Annotated in this window: 23 protein-coding genes; 7 read left to right on the top strand and 16 right to left on the bottom strand. The window is 72.9% G+C overall.

Going from position 1 to position 21,054, the window contains the following annotated elements; genetic code table 11:
- The first annotated feature begins 157 nt into the window (after positions 1-157).
- Positions 158-832, top strand: coding sequence for a transcriptional regulator (locus tag ACZ4AA_RS10200; protein WP_467598492.1), 675 nt, complete (start codon positions 158-160; stop codon positions 830-832).
- Between the two features lie 61 nt (positions 833-893).
- On the opposite strand, the gene ACZ4AA_RS10195 is transcribed toward ACZ4AA_RS10200, so the two are convergent.
- The 5 genes from ACZ4AA_RS10195 to ACZ4AA_RS10175 form a co-directional block, all read right to left on the bottom strand.
- Positions 894-1,133, bottom strand: coding sequence for a DUF6213 family protein (locus tag ACZ4AA_RS10195; protein WP_467598489.1), 240 nt, complete (start codon positions 1,131-1,133; stop codon positions 894-896).
- Positions 1,134-1,158: 25 nt separating this feature from the next.
- On the bottom strand, positions 1,159-2,550 hold the full coding sequence (locus ACZ4AA_RS10190) for an NADP-dependent succinic semialdehyde dehydrogenase (RefSeq protein ID WP_467598486.1): 1,392 nt from the start codon (positions 2,548-2,550) through the stop codon (positions 1,159-1,161).
- Between the two features lie 113 nt (positions 2,551-2,663).
- Positions 2,664-3,140 (bottom strand): NUDIX hydrolase, encoded by a 477-nt coding sequence (locus ACZ4AA_RS10185; protein ID WP_467598484.1) that lies wholly within the window; start codon positions 3,138-3,140, stop codon positions 2,664-2,666.
- Between the two features lie 16 nt (positions 3,141-3,156).
- Positions 3,157-4,695 (bottom strand): ATP-dependent DNA ligase, encoded by a 1,539-nt coding sequence (locus tag ACZ4AA_RS10180; protein WP_467598481.1) that lies wholly within the window; start codon positions 4,693-4,695, stop codon positions 3,157-3,159.
- 103 nt (positions 4,696-4,798) lie between these two features.
- Positions 4,799-5,773, bottom strand: a complete 975-nt coding sequence (locus tag ACZ4AA_RS10175; protein ID WP_467598478.1) for an NAD(P)/FAD-dependent oxidoreductase — start codon at positions 5,771-5,773, stop codon at positions 4,799-4,801.
- Positions 5,774-5,910: 137 nt separating this feature from the next.
- On the opposite strand from ACZ4AA_RS10175, the gene ACZ4AA_RS10170 reads away from it, so the two are divergent.
- The 5 genes from ACZ4AA_RS10170 (at position 5,911) to ACZ4AA_RS10150 (ending at position 10,330) form a co-directional block, all read left to right on the top strand.
- Positions 5,911-6,495 carry a helix-turn-helix domain-containing protein gene (locus ACZ4AA_RS10170; RefSeq protein ID WP_467598957.1) on the top strand — a complete coding sequence of 195 codons (585 nt, stop codon included), beginning with the start codon at positions 5,911-5,913 and terminating at the stop codon, positions 6,493-6,495.
- 147 nt (positions 6,496-6,642) lie between these two features.
- On the top strand, positions 6,643-7,620 hold the full coding sequence (locus ACZ4AA_RS10165; protein WP_467598475.1) for an NADPH:quinone oxidoreductase family protein: 978 nt from the start codon (positions 6,643-6,645) through the stop codon (positions 7,618-7,620).
- Positions 7,617-8,807, top strand: coding sequence for an acyl-CoA dehydrogenase family protein (locus ACZ4AA_RS10160; RefSeq protein ID WP_467598472.1), 1,191 nt, complete (start codon positions 7,617-7,619; stop codon positions 8,805-8,807). Before ACZ4AA_RS10165 ends, ACZ4AA_RS10160 begins: the two co-directional genes overlap by 4 nt.
- Complete coding sequence (locus ACZ4AA_RS10155; RefSeq protein ID WP_467598469.1) at positions 8,786-9,910, top strand: acyl-CoA dehydrogenase family protein; 1,125 nt, start codon at positions 8,786-8,788, stop codon at positions 9,908-9,910. The genes ACZ4AA_RS10160 and ACZ4AA_RS10155 overlap by 22 nt, the downstream gene beginning before the upstream one ends.
- A 225-nt stretch (positions 9,911-10,135) precedes the next feature.
- Complete coding sequence (locus tag ACZ4AA_RS10150; RefSeq protein ID WP_037616685.1) at positions 10,136-10,330, top strand: hypothetical protein; 195 nt, start codon at positions 10,136-10,138, stop codon at positions 10,328-10,330.
- Positions 10,331-10,342: 12 nt separating this feature from the next.
- On the opposite strand, the gene ACZ4AA_RS10145 is transcribed toward ACZ4AA_RS10150, so the two are convergent.
- From ACZ4AA_RS10145 to ACZ4AA_RS10110, 8 genes are all read right to left on the bottom strand, one after another.
- The gene (locus tag ACZ4AA_RS10145) at positions 10,343-11,572 is read right to left on the bottom strand and encodes a phosphodiester glycosidase family protein (protein ID WP_467598465.1); all 1,230 of its coding nucleotides are present in this window, start codon (positions 11,570-11,572) and stop codon (positions 10,343-10,345) included.
- Positions 11,573-11,647: 75 nt separating this feature from the next.
- Entirely contained in the window at positions 11,648-12,004 is a 357-nt protein-coding gene (locus tag ACZ4AA_RS10140) for a DUF779 domain-containing protein (protein WP_467598462.1), read from the bottom strand.
- A 284-nt stretch (positions 12,005-12,288) separates the two neighbouring features.
- Complete coding sequence (gene hypE / locus ACZ4AA_RS10135) at positions 12,289-13,278, bottom strand: hydrogenase expression/formation protein HypE (RefSeq protein ID WP_467598954.1); 990 nt, start codon at positions 13,276-13,278, stop codon at positions 12,289-12,291.
- 73 nt (positions 13,279-13,351) lie between these two features.
- Entirely contained in the window at positions 13,352-14,470 is a 1,119-nt protein-coding gene (gene hypD, locus ACZ4AA_RS10130; protein WP_467598460.1) for a hydrogenase formation protein HypD, read from the bottom strand.
- Positions 14,467-14,805, bottom strand: a complete 339-nt coding sequence (locus ACZ4AA_RS10125; protein ID WP_467598456.1) for a HypC/HybG/HupF family hydrogenase formation chaperone — start codon at positions 14,803-14,805, stop codon at positions 14,467-14,469. Before ACZ4AA_RS10125 ends, hypD begins: the two co-directional genes overlap by 4 nt.
- Positions 14,806-14,819: 14 nt before the next feature.
- Positions 14,820-17,201: a carbamoyltransferase HypF gene (gene hypF, locus ACZ4AA_RS10120; protein WP_467598453.1), complete on the bottom strand. Its 2,382-nt coding sequence runs from the start codon at positions 17,199-17,201 to the stop codon at positions 14,820-14,822.
- The gene (gene hypB, locus ACZ4AA_RS10115) at positions 17,198-18,046 is read right to left on the bottom strand and encodes a hydrogenase nickel incorporation protein HypB (protein WP_467598450.1); all 849 of its coding nucleotides are present in this window, start codon (positions 18,044-18,046) and stop codon (positions 17,198-17,200) included. The genes hypF and hypB overlap by 4 nt, the downstream gene beginning before the upstream one ends.
- The gene (locus ACZ4AA_RS10110; RefSeq protein ID WP_467598447.1) at positions 18,030-18,419 is read right to left on the bottom strand and encodes a hydrogenase maturation nickel metallochaperone HypA/HybF; all 390 of its coding nucleotides are present in this window, start codon (positions 18,417-18,419) and stop codon (positions 18,030-18,032) included. The genes hypB and ACZ4AA_RS10110 overlap by 17 nt, the downstream gene beginning before the upstream one ends.
- A gap of 64 nt (positions 18,420-18,483) precedes the next feature.
- Between ACZ4AA_RS10110 and ACZ4AA_RS10105 the strand changes: the two genes are divergently transcribed.
- Positions 18,484-18,963, top strand: coding sequence for a helix-turn-helix transcriptional regulator (locus tag ACZ4AA_RS10105; protein ID WP_398458050.1), 480 nt, complete (start codon positions 18,484-18,486; stop codon positions 18,961-18,963).
- Here the strand turns inward: ACZ4AA_RS10105 and ACZ4AA_RS10100 are convergent.
- Genes ACZ4AA_RS10100 through ACZ4AA_RS10090 form a run of 3 tightly spaced genes read right to left on the bottom strand, consistent with a single transcriptional unit; the run spans position 18,939 to position 21,054 of the window.
- Positions 18,939-19,043, bottom strand: coding sequence for a DUF6893 family small protein (locus ACZ4AA_RS10100; protein WP_467598442.1), 105 nt, complete (start codon positions 19,041-19,043; stop codon positions 18,939-18,941). The two genes, ACZ4AA_RS10105 and ACZ4AA_RS10100, sit on opposite strands and share 25 nt — an antisense overlap.
- Before the next feature lie 17 nt (positions 19,044-19,060).
- On the bottom strand, positions 19,061-19,621 hold the full coding sequence (locus ACZ4AA_RS10095; RefSeq protein WP_467598439.1) for a hydrogenase maturation protease: 561 nt from the start codon (positions 19,619-19,621) through the stop codon (positions 19,061-19,063).
- The gene (locus ACZ4AA_RS10090; protein ID WP_467598436.1) at positions 19,618-21,054 is read right to left on the bottom strand and encodes a hypothetical protein; all 1,437 of its coding nucleotides are present in this window, start codon (positions 21,052-21,054) and stop codon (positions 19,618-19,620) included. Before ACZ4AA_RS10090 ends, ACZ4AA_RS10095 begins: the two co-directional genes overlap by 4 nt.

The following is a 21,054-nucleotide window of genomic DNA, read 5'->3' as shown; positions in this document are numbered from 1 at the left end:
GGGACGCCGGTGATCACCGGCGTCCCCGGGCCCCGCGCCGAGTACGGCACCGTCACCCCTCCGGACCTGCGACGTCGCGTCGGACCGCTGGGAATCGGGTGGGGGCGTGCACTCTGGTCGCGGGGGCTCGGAGTCGGGTGGACCGAAGGAGTGCGTGATGGCGCGGACGGCCAGGGAACTGCTGGAGGGCGTCACCGGGCAGCTCGCCCCCGACCCGCATGCCAACCGGCTGCTGCCCCTGATCGCCCGGGGCGCGGCCCAGCCCGGCACCCTCGCGGCCCTCGCCCTGGAACAGCGCCATGTGATCGCCGCGGACCGACGGGCCTTCGTTCACCTGGCCGAACGCTCGGCCGCCGACCCCGCGAGCGCCGCGTTCTTCGAGATGCTCGCCGAGGGCGAGGCGGTCGCGGCTGACCGGCTCGGCGCGTTCGCCGCGGCGGTCGGCGCCGACGAGGCACGGGCGGCGGAGTACGAACCGCTCGCCGACTGCCAGGCCTACCCCGCGTACGTCGCCTGGCTAGCCCTGAACGGGGAGCCGGCCGACGTGGTCCTCGCGCTCGGCGCCAACCTCGCCGCGTGGGGCGGTTACTGCGAGACCATCGCCGAAGCCCTGCGCCGGCACTACGGCTTCGACGACGAGGCCTGCGGCTTCTTCGACCTCTTCGCCGCGCCCGCCCCGGACCTGGAGAACCGGGCCCTGGCCGCCGTGCAGGCCGGCCTCGACGCCGACCGCGTCTCACGGGACGACGTCCTGCGCCAGGGCCGGCTGCTCCAGGCCTACGAGACGAGGTTCTGGCACGCGCTGTGGGAGCTGGACCAGCGGGTCGCCTGACCCCGGCACCGCCGGTCCGGCCCGGCGGTGCCGGCCGTCCGGTTCGGCGGTGCCGCCGCGTTCAGCGGCCGCTGGGACCGCTGCTGTGCGCGATGCAGGCCACGTCGATCCGGTCGGCCAGCTTGGCCAGTTCGATCGTGAGCGCGGCCACCGTGTCCTCGTCGAGGCCGTCCTGACCGGCCTCCACCAGATGCAGCCACCGGCCGCCCACCGTGCGCAGCAGCTTGCTGACGTCGGAGGCGGCCACCTGCAACGTGCCGCGGTCGTCGACGATCAGAGGGAGGGTCACTTCGCGGTTCACACGAGGGATCGTAGCTGCGGAACGCTCACGCTCCGTGCCATACGGTGGTGATGTTGCAGAACTCGCGGATTCCGTGTCCCGACAGTTCACGCCCGTAGCCGGACCGCTTCTCCCCGCCGAAGGGGAACGCCGGGTGGGAGGCCGTCATCCCGTTGACGAACACCCCGCCCGCCTCGGAATCACGCACGAACCGCTCCACCTCGGCCTCGTCACGGGTCCAGATCGTCGAGCTCAGCCCGAACGGGGTGTCGTTGGCGAGGGCCACCGCCTCGTCCAGGTCCTCGGCCCGGTACAGCGTGGCGACCGGCCCGAACGTCTCCTCCAGGTGGATGCGCATGTCGGGCGTGATGTCGGTGAGCACGGTCGGCGTGTAGTACCAGCCGGCGCCGAAACCGTCGGGGCGTTCGCCACCGCACAGCACCGTCGCGCCCTTGTCGACCGCGTCGTCCACCAGTTCCTCCAGGTCGGCGCGCCCCTGCTCGGTGGAGAGCGGCCCGATGTCGGTGTCCTCCTCCAGCGGGTCGCCGATCCTGAGGGCCCGCATGCCCGCCGTGAACCGCTCCGCGAACGCGTCGAACACGTCCGCGTGCACGATGAACCGCTTCGCGGCGATGCACGACTGCCCGTTGTTCTGGGCACGCGCGGTGACGGCGATCGTCGCGGCGCGCTCCACGTCGGCGGACGGCAGCACGACGTAGGGGTCGCTGCCGCCCAGCTCAAGCACCGTCTTCTTGACCTCGTCCCCGGCGACCGAGGCGACCGCCCGGCCGGCCGGTTCGCTGCCGGTGAGGGTGGCCGCCTTGACCCGCGGGTCGCGCAGGACACCCTCGACGGCCCCCGACCCGATCAGCAGCGTCTGGAAGCAGCCCTCGGGGAAGCCCGCGCGCCGGAACAGGTCCTCCAGGTACAGGGCGGTCTGCGGCACGTTCGAGGCGTGCTTGAGCAGGCCCACGTTGCCCGCCATCAGCGCGGGCGCGGCGAACCTGACCACCTGCCAGAGCGGGAAGTTCCACGGCATCACGGCGAGCACGGGGCCGAGCGGCCGGTAGCGCGCGAGGACCCGGGAGGCCCCGGAGTCCATGGCGTCCGCGGGGGCGGCCAGCTCGTCGGCGAGCAGGTCCTCGGCACGGTCGGCGTACCAGCGCATCGCCTTGGCGCACTTGGCGGCCTCCGCCCTGGCCTGCTTGACCGGCTTGCCCATCTCGGTGGTCATCACCCGGCCGATGTCGGGCACGTCCTCGTCCAGGAGGGCGGCCGCCACGTGCATGAGCCGCGCCCGCTCGGCGAAGGGGGTGGTGCGATACGTACGGAACGTGGCGTCGGCGGCAGCGAGCCTGCGCTCGATCTCCTCGGCGCCGAGGGCGTCGTACGTCTTGAGCGTCTCGCCGTTCGCCGGGTTCACCGTCGCGATGGGCATGGCCGACCTCCTGAAAGCTGACTGTTCCCCGACCCTCCCGCGCGGTGCGGCGCGGCGCAACGCGGGCGGCGGGCTTCGCGGGCGAGCCGGCGCTGCTTGCCGAACGCCGACTCTCAGGCCGAGTGCTCCGCCAGCCGGTCGAGAAACACGCTCTGGGCGGTCACCAGCAGATCCCTGGCCCGCTCCGGGGTCATCCACTCCACCCGGTCCAGCTCGGGGAACTCCTGGCGCCGTCCCGATCTCGGCGGCCACTCCATAGTGAACGTGCCGGGAACCACGGCCGCGGGATCGAGGTCGGCCTCGATCGCCCAGGCCGTGACGACCTTGCCGTTCGTCTGGGTGACCTCGCCGAGAGCCAGCGGCTCCCCGTCGGGCGGCGGCAGTCCGAGCTCCTCCCGGAACTCGCGCCGGGCGGCGTCCCAGGCGGTCTCGCCGGGCTCGTACTCGCCCTTGGGAAGGGTCCAGGCCCCGGCGTCGCGCCGTGCGAAATACGGGCCGCCCATATGGCCGACCAATACCTCCACGCCGTGATCGGTGTGCCGGAACAACAACAGTCCGGCGCTCCTCTTCGCGTGCTGTCCCGCGCTCATCGTGGCAGTCCTCCGTTCATCGCGTCACCTCCGGGTGGGCCGCCAGCAGGGTGTCCACGGTGTCGGCCCCGGCCGCCGGCTTGTCCTCGCGATAGCGCACGACCCGGGCGAAGCGGAGGGTGACACCGGCCGGGTAGCGGGTGGACCGCTGAAGACCGTCGTAGGCGATCTCGACGACGAGCTCGGGCCGTACGGTCACCACGTGACCGTCGTCCGTGACGGCCAGCTCCCGGAACCGTGCGGTCTGCCAGGTGAGCATCGCGTCGGTCATGCCCTTGAACGTCTTGCCGAGCATGACGAAGGAGCCGTCGTCGGTACGGGCGCCCAGGTGCAGGTTGGAGAGCTTGCCGGTGCGCCGCCCGTGGCCCCACTCGGCCGCCAGGACCACCAGGTCGAGGGTGTGCACGGGCTTGACCTTGAGCCAGGCGGCACCGCGCCGGCCCGCGCTGTACGGGGCGTCGAGGGCCTTCACGACGACGCCCTCGTGCCCCCGGTCCAGGGTGTCGGCGAGAAAGGCCTCGGCCCGTCCGGCGTCCTCGGGTCCCCGCACGAGCGTCCGCCGGACCCGCATCGGCTCGGGAACCAGCCGTGCCAGCTCCGCGTGCCGCTCGGTGAACGGCAGATCCAGCAGGTTCCGCCCGTCGACGGACAGCGCGTCGAAGAAGACGGGGGAGACGGGCACGGTCTCCGCGGCCGCCGCCACGTCCACGCGCGACCCCACCCGGGCGGCCGTCTCCTGGAAGGACCGCGGCCGCCCCCGGTCGTCCAGGGCGATCACCTCACCGTCCAGGATGAACCGATCGACCGGCAACTCCCGTGCAGTAGAGGTGAGTTCGGGCAGCCGGTCGGTGATGTCGTCGAGGGTGCGGGTGTAGACACGGATCTCATCGCCGTCCCGGTGCAGCTGCACCCGGATGCCGTCGAGCTTCTCCTCGACCGCGCAGGCGCCGAGCTTGCCGACCGCCTCCTGGACGGAGGACGCGGAGTGCGCCAGCATCGGCAGCACCGGACGGCCCACGGTGAGCCGGAACCCGTCGAGCGCCTCCGGCCCGTCCGCCAGGAGGGCGCGCGCCACCGCCCGCAGCGAGCCCGCCAGCATCACCGCCCGGCGTACGTCGCCCGCGGGGGCGCCGGTCGCCTCCGCGAGCCCCTCCACCGCGAGCGCGTCCAGCGCGCCCTGGCGCACCTCGCCGGTCAGCAGCCCGATCAGGAAACGCTGCTCCTCCTCGGTGGCCGCCCCCATCAACTCGCCGACCAGACGGGCCCGTTCGGCCTGGGAACCGGCGCCGGAGACCTCGCCGAGCACGGTGAGCCGGGCGTCGACCTCGCGCACGGTGAGCGTGGGCTCGGCGGCGGGGGCGACCGGTCTGCTCAGCACCTTCCAGCCGACGCCGATGCGGCCCTGCGGCAGCCGGCCCGCCAGATAGGGGATCACGATCGGCGCGTCGTCCGCCTCGGCGTCCCGGAACAGCCCGGCGAGCAGCGCGGTCTTCCGGGACCGCGCCGAGGTGGCGGCGACCTCCTGGGACACATGGGCGAGCCGGCTCAGCAGCATGCAGCCATCGTGCAACGCGAGCGCCCGCTTCACACCCGTACGCGCAACGCGAGCGCCCGCTCCACACCCGTACGGCATCCGGCGCGTGCCCCTGAGCCGTGTCTCAGTCCGTTCCGCGCGCGATCGCCGCGTCGAGGTCGGCGAACAGGAGCTCGCCGTTGAGCGTGGCCGCCGCGCGGTATCCGCCGCTCGCGGCGTTCACCACCTGCTCCGCGAAACCGGCGGCGTTGCCGGCCGCCCAGACGCCGGGCACGCTGGTCAGCCCGGTCGGGTCGGTCACCGGGTAGGCGCCGAACGGCGTCTCCCGCAGGTCCGCGCCCAGCCGCTCCAGCAGTCCGGTCCGCGGCACCGGGCGCGGCGCCACGAACAGCACCGAGCGGTCGTGCGTGGTCCCGTCCGTGAGCCGTACGCCGGTGAGCCGGTCGTCCGCGACCACCAGCTCCGCGACCTCGCCCGGCACCACGTCGGCGCCCGCGGCGGCGAGCCGGCGCAGATCCTCGTCGGAGAGCTCGTCCTCGGCCACCGTGTGCAGGAACAGCGTGACGTCCTTCGACCACTGGCCGACCATGAGTGCCTGGTGCACGCTCATCGAAGTGGTGGCCAGCACGCCGAAGGCCCGGTCGCGCACCTCCCAGCCGTGGCAGTACGGACAGTGCAGCACATCGCGTCCGAAGCGCTCGGCGACTGCGGGCACCGGCGGCATCTCGTCGGCCAGCCCCGTCGTGACGATCAGCCGGCGCGCGTGGACGGTGGTTCCTGAGCCGGTCGTGAGGTCGAACTCGCCTGCGCCGTCCCGGACGGCGTCCACCACCCGGCCCCGGACGATCTCCACCCCGTAGCCCTCGACCTCGCGCCGGCCCTCGGCGAGGAACTCGGCGGGCGGCATGCCGTCGCGGGTCAGATAGCCCTGTAGGTGCGCGGCGGGCGCGTTGCGCGGCTCACCCTCGTCCACGACGAGCGTGCGGCGCCGCGCCCGTCCGAGGACCAGGGCCGCGGAGAGCCCCGCCGTGCCGCCGCCGACGACGACCACTTCGTAATTCCCGGGCACGGTCCCGGTCATGGTCATGGTCTCGGTCATGGTGACCACCTCCACCCAGACGGTCGCCCGAGGTGCGTCGGATTGACAAATGGCTTTGCCGATTCTGCAATAGGGGGATGAGTAGAGCGGCCCACGCGGGCGAGAGCGGTACCGGCGGGCACGATGCGGCCGGTGAGGTGACGACGGACGCGGTCCTCGCCGAGGTGGGCCCGCGGCTGCGGCGGATCAGGAAGGAGCGCGGGGCGACCCTGGCCGGCCTGTCCGAGGCGACCGGCATCTCGGTGAGCACGCTCTCGCGTCTGGAGTCGGGCCTGCGCAAGCCCAGCCTGGAACTGCTGCTGCCCATCGCGCGGGCCCATCAGGTGGCCCTGGACGAGCTGGTCGGAGCCCCGCCCGTCGACGACCCCCGGGTGCGTGCCGAGCCGATCGTGCGGCACGGCAGGACGTACTGGCCGCTGACCCGCCAGCCGGGCGGACTCCAGGCCTACAAGGTGCTCGAACCGAAGCGGACGGCGGAGCCCGATCCGCGCACGCACGAGGGCTACGAATGGCTCTACGTGCTCTCCGGGCGGCTGCGCGTGGTCCTCGGCGAGCACGACGTGGTGATGGAGGCCGGGGAGGCGGCGGAGTTCGACACCCGCGTGCCGCACTGGTTCGGGTCGACGGGGGAGGGGCCCGCCGAGTTCCTGAGCCTGTTCGGGCCCCAGGGCGAGCGGATGCACGTACGGGCGCGGCCCAAGGCGCGGTCCAAGGAGGACTGAGGGCGGGCGGCGGGGCGGCGGTACGACCTGGGGCGCCGGCGCCGTCGTGGCGAAGACGACGGCGGTCCGCTGTTCCCAGGGTGGCAAGCGACCGCTTAGTATGCGAAGGACCCCGGTCAGCCGACACAGTCCCCCTGGAGGCCCCGCATGCAGGCATGGCAAGTGCACCAGAACGGCGAGCCCGCGGAGGCGATGCGCCTAGTGGAGGTGGACCGGCCGACGCCCGGTGACGGCCAGGTCCTGCTCAAGGTGCGCGCCGCGAACATCAACTTCCCGGACGCGCTGATGTGCCGCGGCCAGTACCAGGTCAGGCCGCCGCTGCCGTTCACACCGGGCGTGGAGATCTGCGGCGAGACCGAGGACGGCCGCCGGGTGATCGCCAACCCCGCGCTGCCGTACGGCGGCTTCGCCGAGTACGCGGTCGCGGACGCCGCCGCCCTGCTGCCGGCACCCGACGCCCTCGACGACGCCGAGGCCGCCGCCCTGCACATCGGCTACCAGACCGGCTGGTTCGGCCTGCACCGCCGGGCCCGCCTGGAGGCCGGCGAGACGCTGCTCGTCCACGCGGCCGCGGGAGGGGTCGGCAGCGCCGCCGTCCAGCTCGGAAAAGCGGCGGGCGCGCGCGTCATCGGCGTCGTGGGCGGCACGGACAAGGCGGCCGTCGCGCGCGAACTGGGCTGCGACGTCGTCGTCGACCGGCGCTCCGAGGACGTGATCGCCGCCGTCAAGGAAGCGACCGGCGGACGCGGCGCGGACGTGATCTACGACCCCGTCGGCGGCGAGGCCTACACCCAGTCCACCAAGGTCGTCGCCTTCGAGGGCCGGATCGTGGTCGTCGGCTTCGCGAGCGGTTCGATCCCGAGCCCCGCGCTGAACCACGCCCTCGTCAAGAACTACGGCGTCCTCGGCCTCCACTGGGGCCTGTACAACACCAAGAACCCGAAGCTCGTCCTGCACTGCCACGAGCAGCTCACCGAACTGGCCGCACGGGGCGCGATCAAGCCGCTGGTGAGCGAGCGGGTGCCGCTGAGCGGGGCCGCGGCCGCCGTGCAGCGGGTCGCCGACGGAGTCACCACCGGACGGATCGCCGTGGTGCCCACACTTCAGAACGGAGCCGCCGCATGACCGACGCAGCCGAACTGCGCCGCCGCACGCAGGAGTTGCTGGCCGCCCACCCGCCCGGGGAGACGGACCGGCTGGACTTCCTGAAGGCCCGCTTCGACGCCGGGCTCGCCTGGGTGCACTACCCCGAGGGCCTCGGCGGACTCGGCGCCCCGCGCCGCCTCCAGGCCGTCGTGGACGCCGAACTGGCGGCCGCGGGCGCGCCCGACAACGACCCCCGGCGGATCGGCATCGGCCTCGGCATGGCCGCCCCGACCATCCTCGGCTTCGGCACCGAGGAGCAGAAGCGCCGCTTCCTGCGCCCCCTGTGGGTCGGTGAGGAGGTGTGGTGCCAGCTCTTCAGCGAGCCCGGCGCCGGTTCGGACCTCGCCGCCCTCGGCACCCGCGCGGTCCGCACGGACGGCGAAGGCGGCGACTGGGTGGTCAACGGGCAGAAGGTGTGGACCTCCAGCGCCCACCTCGCCCGCTGGGCCATCCTCATCGCCCGCACCGACCCGGACGTGCCCAAGCACCGGGGCATCACCTACTTCGTCTGCGACATGACCGACCCGGGCGTCGACGTGCGCCCGCTGCGCCAGATCACCGGCGAGGCCGAGTTCAACGAGGTCTTCCTCACCGACGTCCGCATCCCCGACGCCCACCGCCTCGGCGAGGTCGGCGACGGCTGGAAGGTCGCGCAGACCACCCTGATGAACGAGCGCGTCTCCATCGGAGGCATGCGCATCCCGCGCGAGGGCGGCATGATCGGCCCGGTCGCGAAGACCTGGCGCGAGCGGCCCGAACTGCGCACCCACGACACGCACCAGCGGCTGCTGAGGCTGTGGGTCGAGTCAGAGGTCGCGCGCCTCTCCGGCGAACGGCTGCGCCAGCAGCTCGCCTTGGGCCAGCCCGGCCACGAGGGCGCCGGCATGAAGCTCGGCTTCGCCCGGCTCAACCAGGAGATCAGCGGCCTCGAAGTCGAACTCCTCGGCGAGGAAGGCCTGTTGTACGGGGACTGGACGATGCGCCGGCCCGAACTCGTCGACTTCACCGGCCGGGACGCCGGATACCGCTACCTGCGCTCCAAGGGCAACAGCATCGAGGGCGGGACCAGCGAGGTCCTGCTGAACATCGTCGCCGAACGCGTCCTCGGCCTGCCGTCCGAGCCGCGCACCGACAAGGACGTCGCATGGAAGGACCTCGCCCGATGAGCCAGGTGAGCACCGAGCCCGATCTGCTCTACACCGAGGAGGAAGAGGCGCTGCGCGCCGCCGTCCGCGACCTCCTCACCGACCGCTGCGCGGCGGCGGACGTCATCACCCGCAGCGAGTCGGGCACCCCGTACGACCCCGAGCTCTGGAAGGCCCTCGCGGAGGGCATGGGCCTCGCCGGACTGCTGGTGCCCGAGGAGCGGGGCGGCCAGGGAGCCACCCACCGCGAAGCCGCGGTGGTCCTGGAGGAACTGGGCCGCGCCGTCGCTCCCGTGCCCTATCTGACGAGCGCCGTGGTCGCGACCGAGGCGCTGCTGGCCTGCGAGGGGCCCGTCGCGGACGAACTCCTGGCAGAGCTCGCCTCCGGCCGGACCGTGGGCGTCCTCGCCGTCGCGCTGAACGTCGGACCGGGCACCGCCCACCGGACCGTCCGCCTGGAGAACGGTTCCCTGCACGGGGAGTTGACGGGCATCGCCGACGCGGCCGCCGCCGACGTCCTGCTCGTCCCGGCGCAGGACGGCGGGCTGTACGCCGTCGCCGCGGACGCCGTCACCGTCGTCGCGCAGGTCAGCCTCGACCAGACCCGGCCGCTCGCCCGGATCACCTTCGACGCGGCCCCCGCGCGACCGCTCACCACGGACGCGGCGGGCGCCGTACGGCGGGCGCTGCGGGCCGGGGCCGGGCTGCTCGCCTCCGAGCAACTCGGCATCGCCGAGCACGCGTTGACGGAGACGGTCCGCTACCTCAAGGAGCGCAGGCAGTTCAACCGGCAGGTCGGCGGATTCCAGGCGCTCAAGCACCGGCTGGCCCAGGTGTGGCTGGAGGTCGTGGGCACCCGCGCAGCGGCCAGGAACGCCGCCGACGCCCTGGCCACCGGCAGCGCGGACGGCGACGTGGCGGTCGCCGTCGCCCAGGCGTACGCGGCACCCGTCGCCGTCCGCGCGGCGGAGGAGGCGCTCCAGCTGCACGGCGGCATCGGCATGACCTGGGAGCACCCGGCGCACCTCTGGCTCAAGCGCGCCAAGGCCGACTCGATCGCCTACGGCACGGCGGGCGCGCACCGCGAGGCCCTGGCCGCTCTGGTCGACCTGCAAGCACCCTGACCCGTTCCGCGAGGAGCCCGTCCCCACCCGGGGCGGGCTCTTCGCGTGCGCGGGGCCGGAGTCCGCTCCTCCCGCCGGGGACCGGGACCCGGTCGTTCCGGGCGCCCACGGCCGACGGCGCAACTCCACCCGTTCGGGGGACACGTCAGCCGCCCGGGCGAACCCTCCGCTACGCCACACTTACGGCCGAACGCCGCGAAGTGGACGTGGCGGAGGAGGTTGACGATGGCCATTTCCATCTCTGCGGTGCTGTTTCTCCTGGTGCTGGCGGTGATCTTCCTGCGCAACGGAGGGCTCAAGGTCTCCCACGCCCTGGTCTGCGCCCTGCTCGGGTTCCTGCTGGCCAGCACGAGCATGGCCCCGACCATCCACAGCGGTCTCACCGCGACGGCCGACATCGTGGGCAGCCTGACGCCCTGACCGGCCGGCGCGTCAACGGGTCTCGAACACCCCGATGCCGTTGGGGACGGGACGCTCGGCGCCGACGCTCGGATGGTTGAGGACCCTGACGGCGTCCGCCCCCGCCCGCCGGGCGACCATCGTGGTGGATCCGCCGCCGTCCAGACTGAAGGCGTCCACCGACCCCAGCCGTTTCATGGCCCGGGTGACCTCGGCGATGGTGAGCCCGGCCCGGAATCGGGGGGCGCCGTCCAGGGCGAGGAGCTGCATCCGGTGCCCGTGGTCGGAGAAGCCCACCGCGGTGCGTACGGCGGAGGTCCTGTCGTCCAGGCCCGGCAGCGGCACTCCGCGGGTCATCATCGGATAGCCGCCGATCGCGAAACGGTAGGGCACCCGGGAGGACTTCGCGACCAGCCGGTACCGCACCCCGACCCGCTCGCCCACGGACAGCTTCCGCAGTTTCCGGGCGCCCGCCTCGCGGCCGACCAGCACGGTCGTGCCCCGGGCGATCGGCCCGCTTCCCGGAGTTCCCGCGGTGGACACGACCCGCCCGCGGCGCAGCGTCACCTCGTAGGTCTCGGTGCTGCACGGCGCGGCCCGGTCCGTGTCCGTACCGCAGGTCGCCCGGACCCGCGAGACGCCGCCCCAGTCCGCGGTGAACTCGCCGACGGAGCCCACCGGGAGCGCGTACTGGTTGAGACCCCGGAGCCGCCAGGTGCCGGCGGCGCTGCGGACCGACCCTTGGAGGGCCACGGCGTCCAGCCGGGCCCGGCGGTCGGTGCCCACACCGAACACGTCCTCGGTGTTCGTGCCGGGCGGCAGCGCCGGTCCGAACCGCTGGCCGTCGGGGACAGCCCCCTTCAGGGCGCGACCGCTCGCGATCGCCGGACCCACCGTCGCGCCCGTCGCCTCGACGCCCGGATGCTGCGTCTCGGTGATGTCGAAGAAGTCGCCGTTGACCCCGGCGACCGCGCCCCGGGAGTCGGCCAGTTCGGACACGGGTGCCCGGGACGCCACGGAACCGGGATGGAGGAGATCGACCCGCACACGGGGATTGCGCAGGTCGACGGTCAACACATGCGCGCGGGCGACACCTTTGGCCGCCGGGATGTCCAACTGCGTGTAGGTGATACCCGGCGCGAGACGGTTCGTCCTCTCCGCGCCGCCGGCCGGTGCCGCCCCCGTCAGGGCCGCACCGGCCAGCGCTCCGCATGCCGTGAAGACCGTCAGCGCCGTTCTGAACCGTCTGTCAAGACGCGTCACCGTGCCCCCTGATGTCTCGTCAACTCTGCAAGTACTCAGGGAAATTGCATCAGAGACGAGAAGCGGGGACGGTTGCTAGGCGCCGACGACGCGGGAACGGATGAGAAAACGCACTCCTTCGGGTGCTTCCAGGGAGAAGCCGCTGCCACGGCCCGGCACGACGTCCACGATCAGGCGCGTGTGGGACCACAGTTCGTACTGGCTCTTCGACATCCAGAAGGACACCGGCTCCGTGACGCCCGCGATCTCCAGATCGGCGAGCAGGACATCGGAACCGCCGGTGCGGAACTCGCCTGCGGGGTAGCACATGGGCGCGCTGCCGTCGCAGCAGCCGCCCGACTGATGGAACATCAGGGGACCGTGCTCGGTGTGCAGTCGCCTCAGCAGTTCGGCGGCCGCGGGTGTCAGCTGCACGCGCGGGACGACGTCCATCGGCTTCCCCCTCGGGTCTCGCGGCTGTCGCGGACCAGCCGACCACCCCGGACGTTGCGAGAGGGTTGCAGCCCCCGGGCACGACCCCGGACACCGACCCGGGCACATGACCGCGGGCGCGGCCCCGGGCAATCGACTACGGGCAGACGACTACGGGCGCGACCCCGGGCAGACGGAAGAGGCCGGTCCTGGCGACGCCCGCGTGATGCGGGTCGTCACCGGGGGCCGGCCCCTTGGAGGGTCGGGCCGCGGGCCCGCGCGACGGCGGCGGGCCCGGAGACGGGTCAGCAGATGCGCGGAAGCTGCTCCCCGAGCGGCATGTCCACCACCCGGGTGCCGCCCAGACCGGTGGCCGCGACCACCATGCCGGGATGGTCGGGCACGCACTGTCCGATCGCCACGGACTCCTTGCCCAGCGGATGGGCCCGCATCGCCGCGAGCACGGCGTCGGCGTGCTCGGCCGCAACGAACGCCACCAGCTTGCCCTCGTTCGCCACGTACAGCGGGTCGAGGCCGAGGAAGGCGCAGGCGTTGGCGACCGTCTCCGGGACGGGCAGCGACCGCTCGTCGAGCCGGACGCCGACCCGGGCCGCCGCCGCGATCTCGTTCAGCGAGGTGGCCAGACCGCCGCGGGTCGGATCGCGCAGCACATGGACGTCCGGACAGACGGCCAGCATGTCCGCGACCAGACCGGCCAGCGAGGCGGTGTCGCTCTGGATCTCGACGCCGAACTCGAGCCCCTCCCGCACACTCATGATCGCCACCCCGTGCACGCCGATCGGCCCACTGACCAGCACCACGTCACCGGGGGCCGCGCGCTGCGGGCGGATGTCGACGCCGTCAGGGATCAGGCCGATCCCGGCGGTGTTGACGAAGACGCCGTCGCCGTGACCGGCGTCGACGACCTTGGTGTCACCGGTCGCGACCAGCACCCCCGCCGTCCGCGCCGCCTCGCCCATCGCCTCGGCCACGCGCCCCACGACGGAGAGCTCGACCCCCTCCTCCAGGATGAACCCGCAGGAGAGATACGCCGGTACGGCTCCCGCCATGGCCAGGTCGTTGACCGTGCCGTTGACGGCGAGGTCCCCGATGCTGCCGCCGGGGAAGAACAGCGGCCGGACGACGAACGAGTCGGTGGAGAAGGCGATCCGGGCGCCGCCCATCAGCAGATGGGCGGAGTCTCCGAGCTCGGCGAGCACCGTGTTCCCGAAGGCGGGCGCGAACAGGTGCTCCACCAGTTCCGCGGAGAGCGTGCCGCCACCGCCGTGCCCCATCACGATCCTGTCGTGGTCGCGCAGCGGCGCCGGGCAGGTCCAGGAGGAGAAGTCGACGGGAGCGTATGCCGAGTCAGCCAACGGAACTCGCCTCCTTGTCCGGGGTGTCAAGACGCCGGTAGAGGTAGTACGCGGCGCACGCGCCCTCGCTGGAGACCATGGTGGCGCCCAGCGGGTTGCGCGGAGTGCACTCCTTGCCGAACGCGGCGCACTCGTGCGGCTTGATGAGCCCCTGGAGCACCTCGCCGCTGCGGCACACGGTCGACTCCTCGGTCGCGATGCCCGTCACCGAGAAGCGGTGCTCGGCGTCGAACTCGCGGTACTTGGGCGACAGTCGCCAGCCGCTCACCGGGATCATGCCGATCCCGCGCCAGGCCCGGTCGGTCACCTCGAAGACGTCGGAGAGCATGGCCCGCGCCGCGGGACTCCCCTCGGGCTGCACCGCGCGCGGATAGGCGTTCTCCACGGTGTGCTGCCCCGCCTCCAACTGGATCACCGCCCGGCGGATGCCCTCCAGGATGTCGAGCGGCTCGAAGCCCGTCACGACGATCGGAACCCGGTGCCGCTCGGCGAGTTCGGGGTACTCGGCCGTGCCCATGACCGTGCAGACGTGCCCGGCGGCGAGGAACGCCTGCACCCGGCAGTCCGGCGAGTTCATGATGGCGTCGATGGCCGGGGGCACCCGCACGTGCGAGACCAGCAGGCTGAAGTTGGCGATGCCCAGCTTCTTGGCCTGGTACACGGTCATCGCGTTGGGCGGTGCCGTGGTCTCGAAGCCGATGCCGAAGAACACGACCTGCCGGTCGGGGTTCTCCTGCGCGATCTTCAGCGCGTCCAGCGGCGAGTAAACGACCCGGACGTCGGCGCCCTCGCTCTTGACCTTGAACAGGTCGCGTCCGCTGCCGGGCACACGCAGCATGTCGCCGAACGAACAGAAGATCACGTCGGGCCGGGAGGCGATCTCCAGCGCCTTGTCGATGATCTCCAGCGGGGTCACACAGACCGGGCAGCCCGGCCCGTGGATCAACTGGATCTCCTCGGGCAGGAGCTGGTCGATGCCGTGGCGGATGATCGAGTGCGTCTGGCCGCCGCAGACCTCCATGAGGGACCAGGGCCGGGTGGTGACCGCCCTGATGTCGTCGAAGAGCCGCTTGGCGAGGGCCGGATCGCTGAACTCGTCCAGGTACTTCATGACCGCGCCTCCTTCTCGGCGCCCTCCAGGGGCGGACGTCCGGTTCCGGCGGGGCGTTCGGCGCCGGCGTCCCGGGCGGCCTTGCCCCAGGCGTCGCCGAACTCCTCGTCGAGGACCCCGAGGTTCTCGAAGAGCTCCAGGGTCTGCTTCGCCGATTCCTCGTCCAGCCGCTGCAACGCGAATCCCACATGGACGATGGCGTAGTCACCGACCTTCATGTCCGGTACGTACTCCAGACACACGTCCTTGACGACACCGCCGAAGTCCACCTTGGCCATCCGCGTCGCGTCTCGTTCCTCGATCTCCAGCACTCGGCCGGGTACGGCCAGACACATGACTCGCTCCTGCCTCACTCGTACGCTCGGCCGCGCCGGTCCAGTGACCGTGCGGCGACGGCCAGTTGGCCGAGGGCCAGACCTCCGTCGTTGGGGGGAACCCTGTGGTGCCTCAGCACGGTGAAGCCGTCCCGCTCCAGGACGGCCCCGCAGCCCTCGGTGAGCAGGGCGTTGCAGAACACCCCGCCGCTGAGGGCGACCGTGCCGATCCCGGTCCTCTTCCGTGCCACCGTGCACACCTCCAGGACCAGGCCCGTGACGGCCCGATGGAACCGGCGGGCCACGGCACCGGCCGTGACACCTGCCCTGACGTCCGCGACGGCGGCGGCCAGGACCGGCGCCGGATCGGCGACGATCGGCGCCCCGGGGTCCTCAGGGACCGCTCTCAGCATGAACCGGTACGCGTCGTCGCGCTCGTCGTCGCCGAGCGGACCCGCCGGATCGGCCAGCGCCGCGTTCTCCAGTTCCATCGCCGCCTGCGCCTCGTACTCCACCCGGTGACACACCCCCGCGAGCGAGGACACCGCGTCGAAGAGGCGTCCCATGCTGGACGTGGGAACGCAGTTGAGCCCGCGTTCCAGCTGCCGTTCGAGCAGCCGCCGCTCCTCCGGCGTGGCCGCCGCCGCGCACGGCAGCTCGTCGTGCCAGGGCAGTCCCGCGGCCCGCAGATGCGACAGCGCCATGCGGTAGGGGTTGCGTACGGCCGCGTCGCCGCCCGGCAGAGGGACATAGCCCAGATGGGCGAACCGCCGGTATCCGTCGTAGTCGGCGAGCAGCACCTCGCCGCCCCACACGGCACCGTCGTCGCCGTACCCGGTCCCGTCGAAGGCGACCCCGATCACCGGTGCCGAACCGTCGAGACCGTGCTCGGCCATCGCCGAGGCGACATGGGCGTGATGGTGCTGCACCTGAAGCAGGGGCAGTCCGCGGGCGGCGGCGGTGCGCCGCGCCCACTGGGTGGAGCGGTAGCCGGGATGCCGGTCGGCGACGATCAGGCGCGGTGTGACGCCGGTGAGGCCGGTCAGATGGCCGGTGGCCCGCTCGAAGGCGTTCAGGGTGGCCAGGTCGTCCATGTCCCCGACGTGCGCGGACAGCCAGGCGTAGCGGCCGTCCCCGGCGCAGAAGGTGTTCTTCAGGTCCCCGCCCACGGCCAGGGCCGGGACCACCGGCACCGGGAGCGCGACGGGGAAGGGGGCGTAACCGCGCGACCGGCGCACCGGGAGCTCGGCGCCCGCGCACACCCGTACCACCGAGTCGTCACAGGGCACATGGACGGGCCGGTCGTGGCCGAGCCAGGCGTCGGCGAGCCCCGCCAGCCGGGTCAGCGCCTCGGCGTCGTCGGTGACGATCGGCTCGCCCGAGCGGTTCCCACTGGTCATCACGAGGACGGCGGGACCCGGCGGATCACCGGGCAGACCGAGCAGCAGCCGGTGCACCGGTGTGTACGGGAGCATGAAGCCGAGGTCGGGGCTGCCCGGCGCGACGCCCGCCGCGATCTCGTCGCCCGACTCCGCCCGCCGCCGCAGCAGGACCACCGGTTTGCGCGGCCCGAGGAGCAACTCCCGCTCCTCGGGCCCGACATGGGCCAGTCGCCGGACGGTGTCCAGCGATCCGGCGAGCACCGCGAAGGGTTTGCCGCCGCGGTTCTTGCGCTTGCGCAGGGTGCGGACGGCCGCGGGGTCTCCCGCGTCGCACGCCAGGTGGTAGCCGCCGATCCCCTTGACCGCGACCACGGCGCCCTCGGCCAGCAGCCGGCGGGCCTCGGCGAGCGCGTCCCCGTCGCGCAGTTCGCCCGGGTCGTCCGCCCCGGTGCGCAGGGTCAGCCGGGGACCGCAGGCGGGGCAGGCGATCGGCTGGGCGTGGAACCGCCGGTCGGCCGGGTCCGCGTACTCACGGGCGCAGTCCGCGCACATCGGGAAGCCCGCCATGGTGGTGCTGTCCCGGTCGTACGGCAGCGAGGTCACGATGGTGAACCGCGGGCCGCAGTGCGTGCAGGTGATGAACGGGTGCCCGTACCGCCGGTCGGCGGGGTCGGCGAGTTCGCTCAGACAGGCGTCGCAGGTCGCGGTGTCCGGGGAGACCAGGGTGCGGCCCGGTCCGCCGGAGGACGGGCGGATGGTGAACACCGAGCCGTCGTTGCCCAGGGGCACCGTCTCGTGCTCCACCGACTCGACGACCGCGAGCGGCGGCGGCCGCGTCCCGATCCGCGCGCAGAACTCCGCCACGCCGTCGGCCGGGCCCTCCACCTCGGCCTCGACGCCCCGCGCGTTGTTGGTGACCCAGCCCGTCAGCCCGAGGTCCTGCGCGAGGGTGTAGACGAAGGGCCGGAACCCCACTCCCTGGACCACGCCCGTGACGGTGACGTGCCGGCGCTCGCGCCCCGGGGAGCTGTTCACCGGGTCTGTCCCCGCACGCCGGGGCGCGTGCGCACGTCGGCGTGATCGTGCCCGCCGGTGTGCTCGTGCCCGCCGGCCGGGTGGTACCCGCCGGTGTGCTCGTGCCCGTCCGCCGAAGGGTGTTCGCGGACGTTCTCGTAGTGGTGATGCCGCTCGTGCTGCCGCGCCAGCACCGGTACGTGCGTCTCCTCGCCCGCCGCGCAGCGCAGGACGTGCGCCAGCAGGGCGTCGACCCCCGCGCCGGTACGGGCGGAGGTCTCCAGCACCGGAACCCCGGGATTGACCTGCCGGACACCCCGCAGGAACGCCTCCCGGTCGAAGCCGACGGCCTCCGCGATGTCGGTCTTGGTGACCACGACCAGCTGCGCGAGACCGAACGCGGTCGGGTACTTGACCGGCTTGTCCTCGCCCTCGGTCACCGAGGCGAGCGCGATGCGCAGGGTCTCCCCGAGGTCGTAGGAGGCGGGACAGACGAGATTGCCGACGTTCTCGACGAACAGCAGCCGGGTGCCCTCGGGCAGCCAGCCCTCAAGCCGCCGCTGGAGCATGCCCGCCTCCAGATGGCAGAGCCCGTCGGTGAGGATCTGCCGCACCGGCGCGCCGGAGCGGGCCAGCCGCGTCGCGTCGTTCTCGGTCGCCAGATCGGCGGTGACGGCGGCGGCCGGGGTGCCGCCCGCCACGGCGCGCGCGAGCAGCAGTTCGAGCAGGGCCGTCTTGCCGCTGCCCGGACTGGACAGCAGATTCACCGCCACCGTGCCGCGGTCACCCAGATAGCTCCGCAGGGCCAGCGCGTTCTCGTCGTTCTTGGCGAGCACGGCCTGATGCAGGTCAACGGTGCGGCACATGGCTCGCCTCCTCGTCGCGTACCTCCGGGGGACCGTCGGCCAGCGTCACCCGGACGATCTCCAGCTCCCGGCCGCCGAGCAGGGTCAGCGGAGCCCCGCACCCGGCGCACCACAGCACCGGAGGCATGCCGGTCGGCGCCTCGCGGCCGCAGGCCTCGCAGCGGCCCCGTGCCTCGACAGTCTCGATCAGCAGCCGCGCACCCGCCAGCGCGGTCCCCTCGGCCGCGAGCCCGAACGAGAAGTCCAGCGCCTCGGGCACCACCCCCGCCAGCTCACCGATCCGCAGGGTCAGCGATTCGACCGCGCGGCCCTGATCCCGTACCGCCTCCTCGACCTGTTCCACGACCGCGACGGCGATCGACAGCTCATGCATCACCCTCACCTCCCGCCGCCCCGCCACGACGCGGGGCCGCCTCGCCCGGATGTGAGGCGCGCGCATGGCTGGTTACCCTGAGAACACGATGACCGGGCAAGAGGTCGAGCGACGCGCTCTGCTCACCCCGGTGCTGCTCCTGTTGCTGGCCGAACGCCAAGGTCATGGCTATGAACTGGTGCAGCGCCTGGGTGCTTTCGGCTGCGGCGACGCGGACCAGGCGCATGTGTACCGGCTGCTGCGCGGCATGGAGAGCAGCGGTGAGGTCACCTCGCACTGGCACGCCTCGGAGAGCGGCCCCGCGCGCCGTGTCTACGCGATCACCCAGCAGGGCGCCATGAACCTCGCCCTGTGGTTCGTCCGCCTGGGTGAACTCCACGGCACCCTGCATCTCTTCCTGGAGCGGTACGTACAGCTCGAGGACGTCGGCGGTCGCGCCGGGCGCGACGGCGGGAGTCCGCGCGCGGGGGCGCGTCCACCGGATCACGCACGGCCGCCCGATCATTCACGTCCGCCGGATCACATGCGCCGCATGCGCAAGTAGCGGCGGATGTCGGAGAGGTTCCTCGCGACTCCGTAGGCCACTACGAGGCCCGCGGCCAGGCCAATCCATTGCCATTCCATCCTTGCCTCCATCGTGGTCAGCTCCGCTGGGGTACGGAGGTGGCGCGGCGTACCAGGTCGAGCACCAGGCCGGCGGCGGCGTCCACGGCGGCGGCCACCGGGGGAGTCAGCCCCATGCCCTCACCGGTGTCCTGGGGGACGCAGCCGATGACGTACACCTCCCGCGGGAGGGTGCCGCCCGCGCCGGCGTGCAGATCGTGCAGCAGGGCCAGCACGGTGGCCGGATCCATGGCGTGGGTGTCCAGCGGGCCCGGTGCGGGTCGTGCGGCGGGGGGTTCGGGGCCGACGTCGATCGTGTGGAGGGTGCCGGGCGGTCCCTCGCGGGCGACGATGTCCACCAGGACGAGCGTCCGGTAGCCCTCCAGCAGCCGGTAGGCGAGGTGCACCCCGCGGATGCCCGCGTCCATCAGCTCGACACCGGGCGGCAGTTCGGGCGTCCGGGCGGCGAGCCGCCGTACGGTCTCCACACCGAACCCGTCGTCGCCGAGGAAGACGTTGCCGACTCCGGCGACGAGGACCCGGCCCCTGCCGTGCTCCTGGGTCCCATCGGACGGGCCGGTGCGATCGGATCCGGTCATGACGCCTCCTCCGGGTCCGGCAGCGGGGCCACTTCGTCGGGCTTGAAGTACAGGAATCGGCCCTGGGCCCTGCGTACGTCGGTGCCGGGGTCGTCGTCCACGACGACGGCGAGATGCGTCTCGCCGTCGAGATCGCCGACCACGGCCTCGACCGTGGCGTGCCGGCCGTGCAGGAAGGCGTCCTGGGCGTCGGAGCGCCGGGCGCCGGGGGTGAGTCTGACCCTGCTGCCGGCCCGTACGGTCGCGCCGTCGATGACGACGGCGGCGGGCACCTCGTCGGCCCCGGCGTCCTGCGCCGGGTCCCACCATGGATGGCCCGGGCCCTGAGGCAGACTCAGGCCGGTGTCGGGAGCGGACGGGACCGGCTCGCCCGGCGGGTCCTCGCCGGTGATCTCGCGCAGCCCCCGGATCGCCCCGTGCAGCCGTTCGCGGACCGCGTCCGGCATGTCGTCCACCAGGTCGATCACCCCCGCTGCGCGGGCGTCCGTGCCGCGGGCCTCGCGCTTCTCCCGGTCGGTGAGCGCGGCCGTGCGCAGCGAGAGGATCTCGTCGATCTCGGTGGCGTCGTAGAGGGGCCCCGGGCTCTCCTCGGCGACGGCGGGGTGGTCCTCCAGGATGATCGGCGAGGACAGCATGACGTCGTCCGTGCCGGGCGGGCCCGCGAGCACGGGCCAGGTGCGGTCATTGTGGCAGCCCGCCACGGCCGGACGCGCCCATTCCGGCGGGTCCGTCAGCGACAGGAACCGGCCCCCGGGGATTCCGAGCAGCAGATGGGTGCCGATCAGGCTGTGGGCGAGCGCGGTCTCCCGGTCGGTGCCGGCGTGTTCCGGTACGGCGGTGGTGTTGTGCACCGTCACCGTGAGCCGCAGTACCCGGTAGGGCCCGGCCAACTCTTCGACATGAGGGCGTAGTTCACCGGTCAGTCGTCGTCTGCGCCGCACGAGCCGGCCCACCGTCCGGCCCTCGGCCTCGGTCACCGGCTCGTACTCGACGGCGTCCGGGAGGTCGAACCGTACCGCGTGCGCGGGGGCTTGGTCACCCGTCAGTTCGTCGAAGGTCTCGTGGATCAGGACACGCTCCTCGTGCCCCTCGTCCCAGGGGACCAACACCCGGTCGGAAAGCTCCAGTTCGGGAACCTCCGTGTAGCCGCCGTCGGCGTCGAGCCGTTCGACGGTGCGCCGCCTGACGTGCAGGAAGCGCAGTTCGGCGTGCAGCCGGTCGCCCTTGCGGGGTTCCAGCAGACACTCGGTGCGCTGGACGGAGTGCTCGCCGGTCGTGGCGGTCCACGCGGGCGGCACCAGGACGCCGAACTGCCAGCGCAGCTGGTTCTTGGCGGCGGAGGCGCGGTAGGGGTAGAGGACGTACCCCTCGAACAGGACGGCGTCCGCGATGGTGCGGGCCTGTTCGAAGCGGTCCTCCAGGGGATTGCTCAT

The organism is Streptomyces sp. NPDC024698 (assembly GCF_055559015.1).
This window is presented reverse-complemented; position numbering and strand designations above follow the sequence as displayed.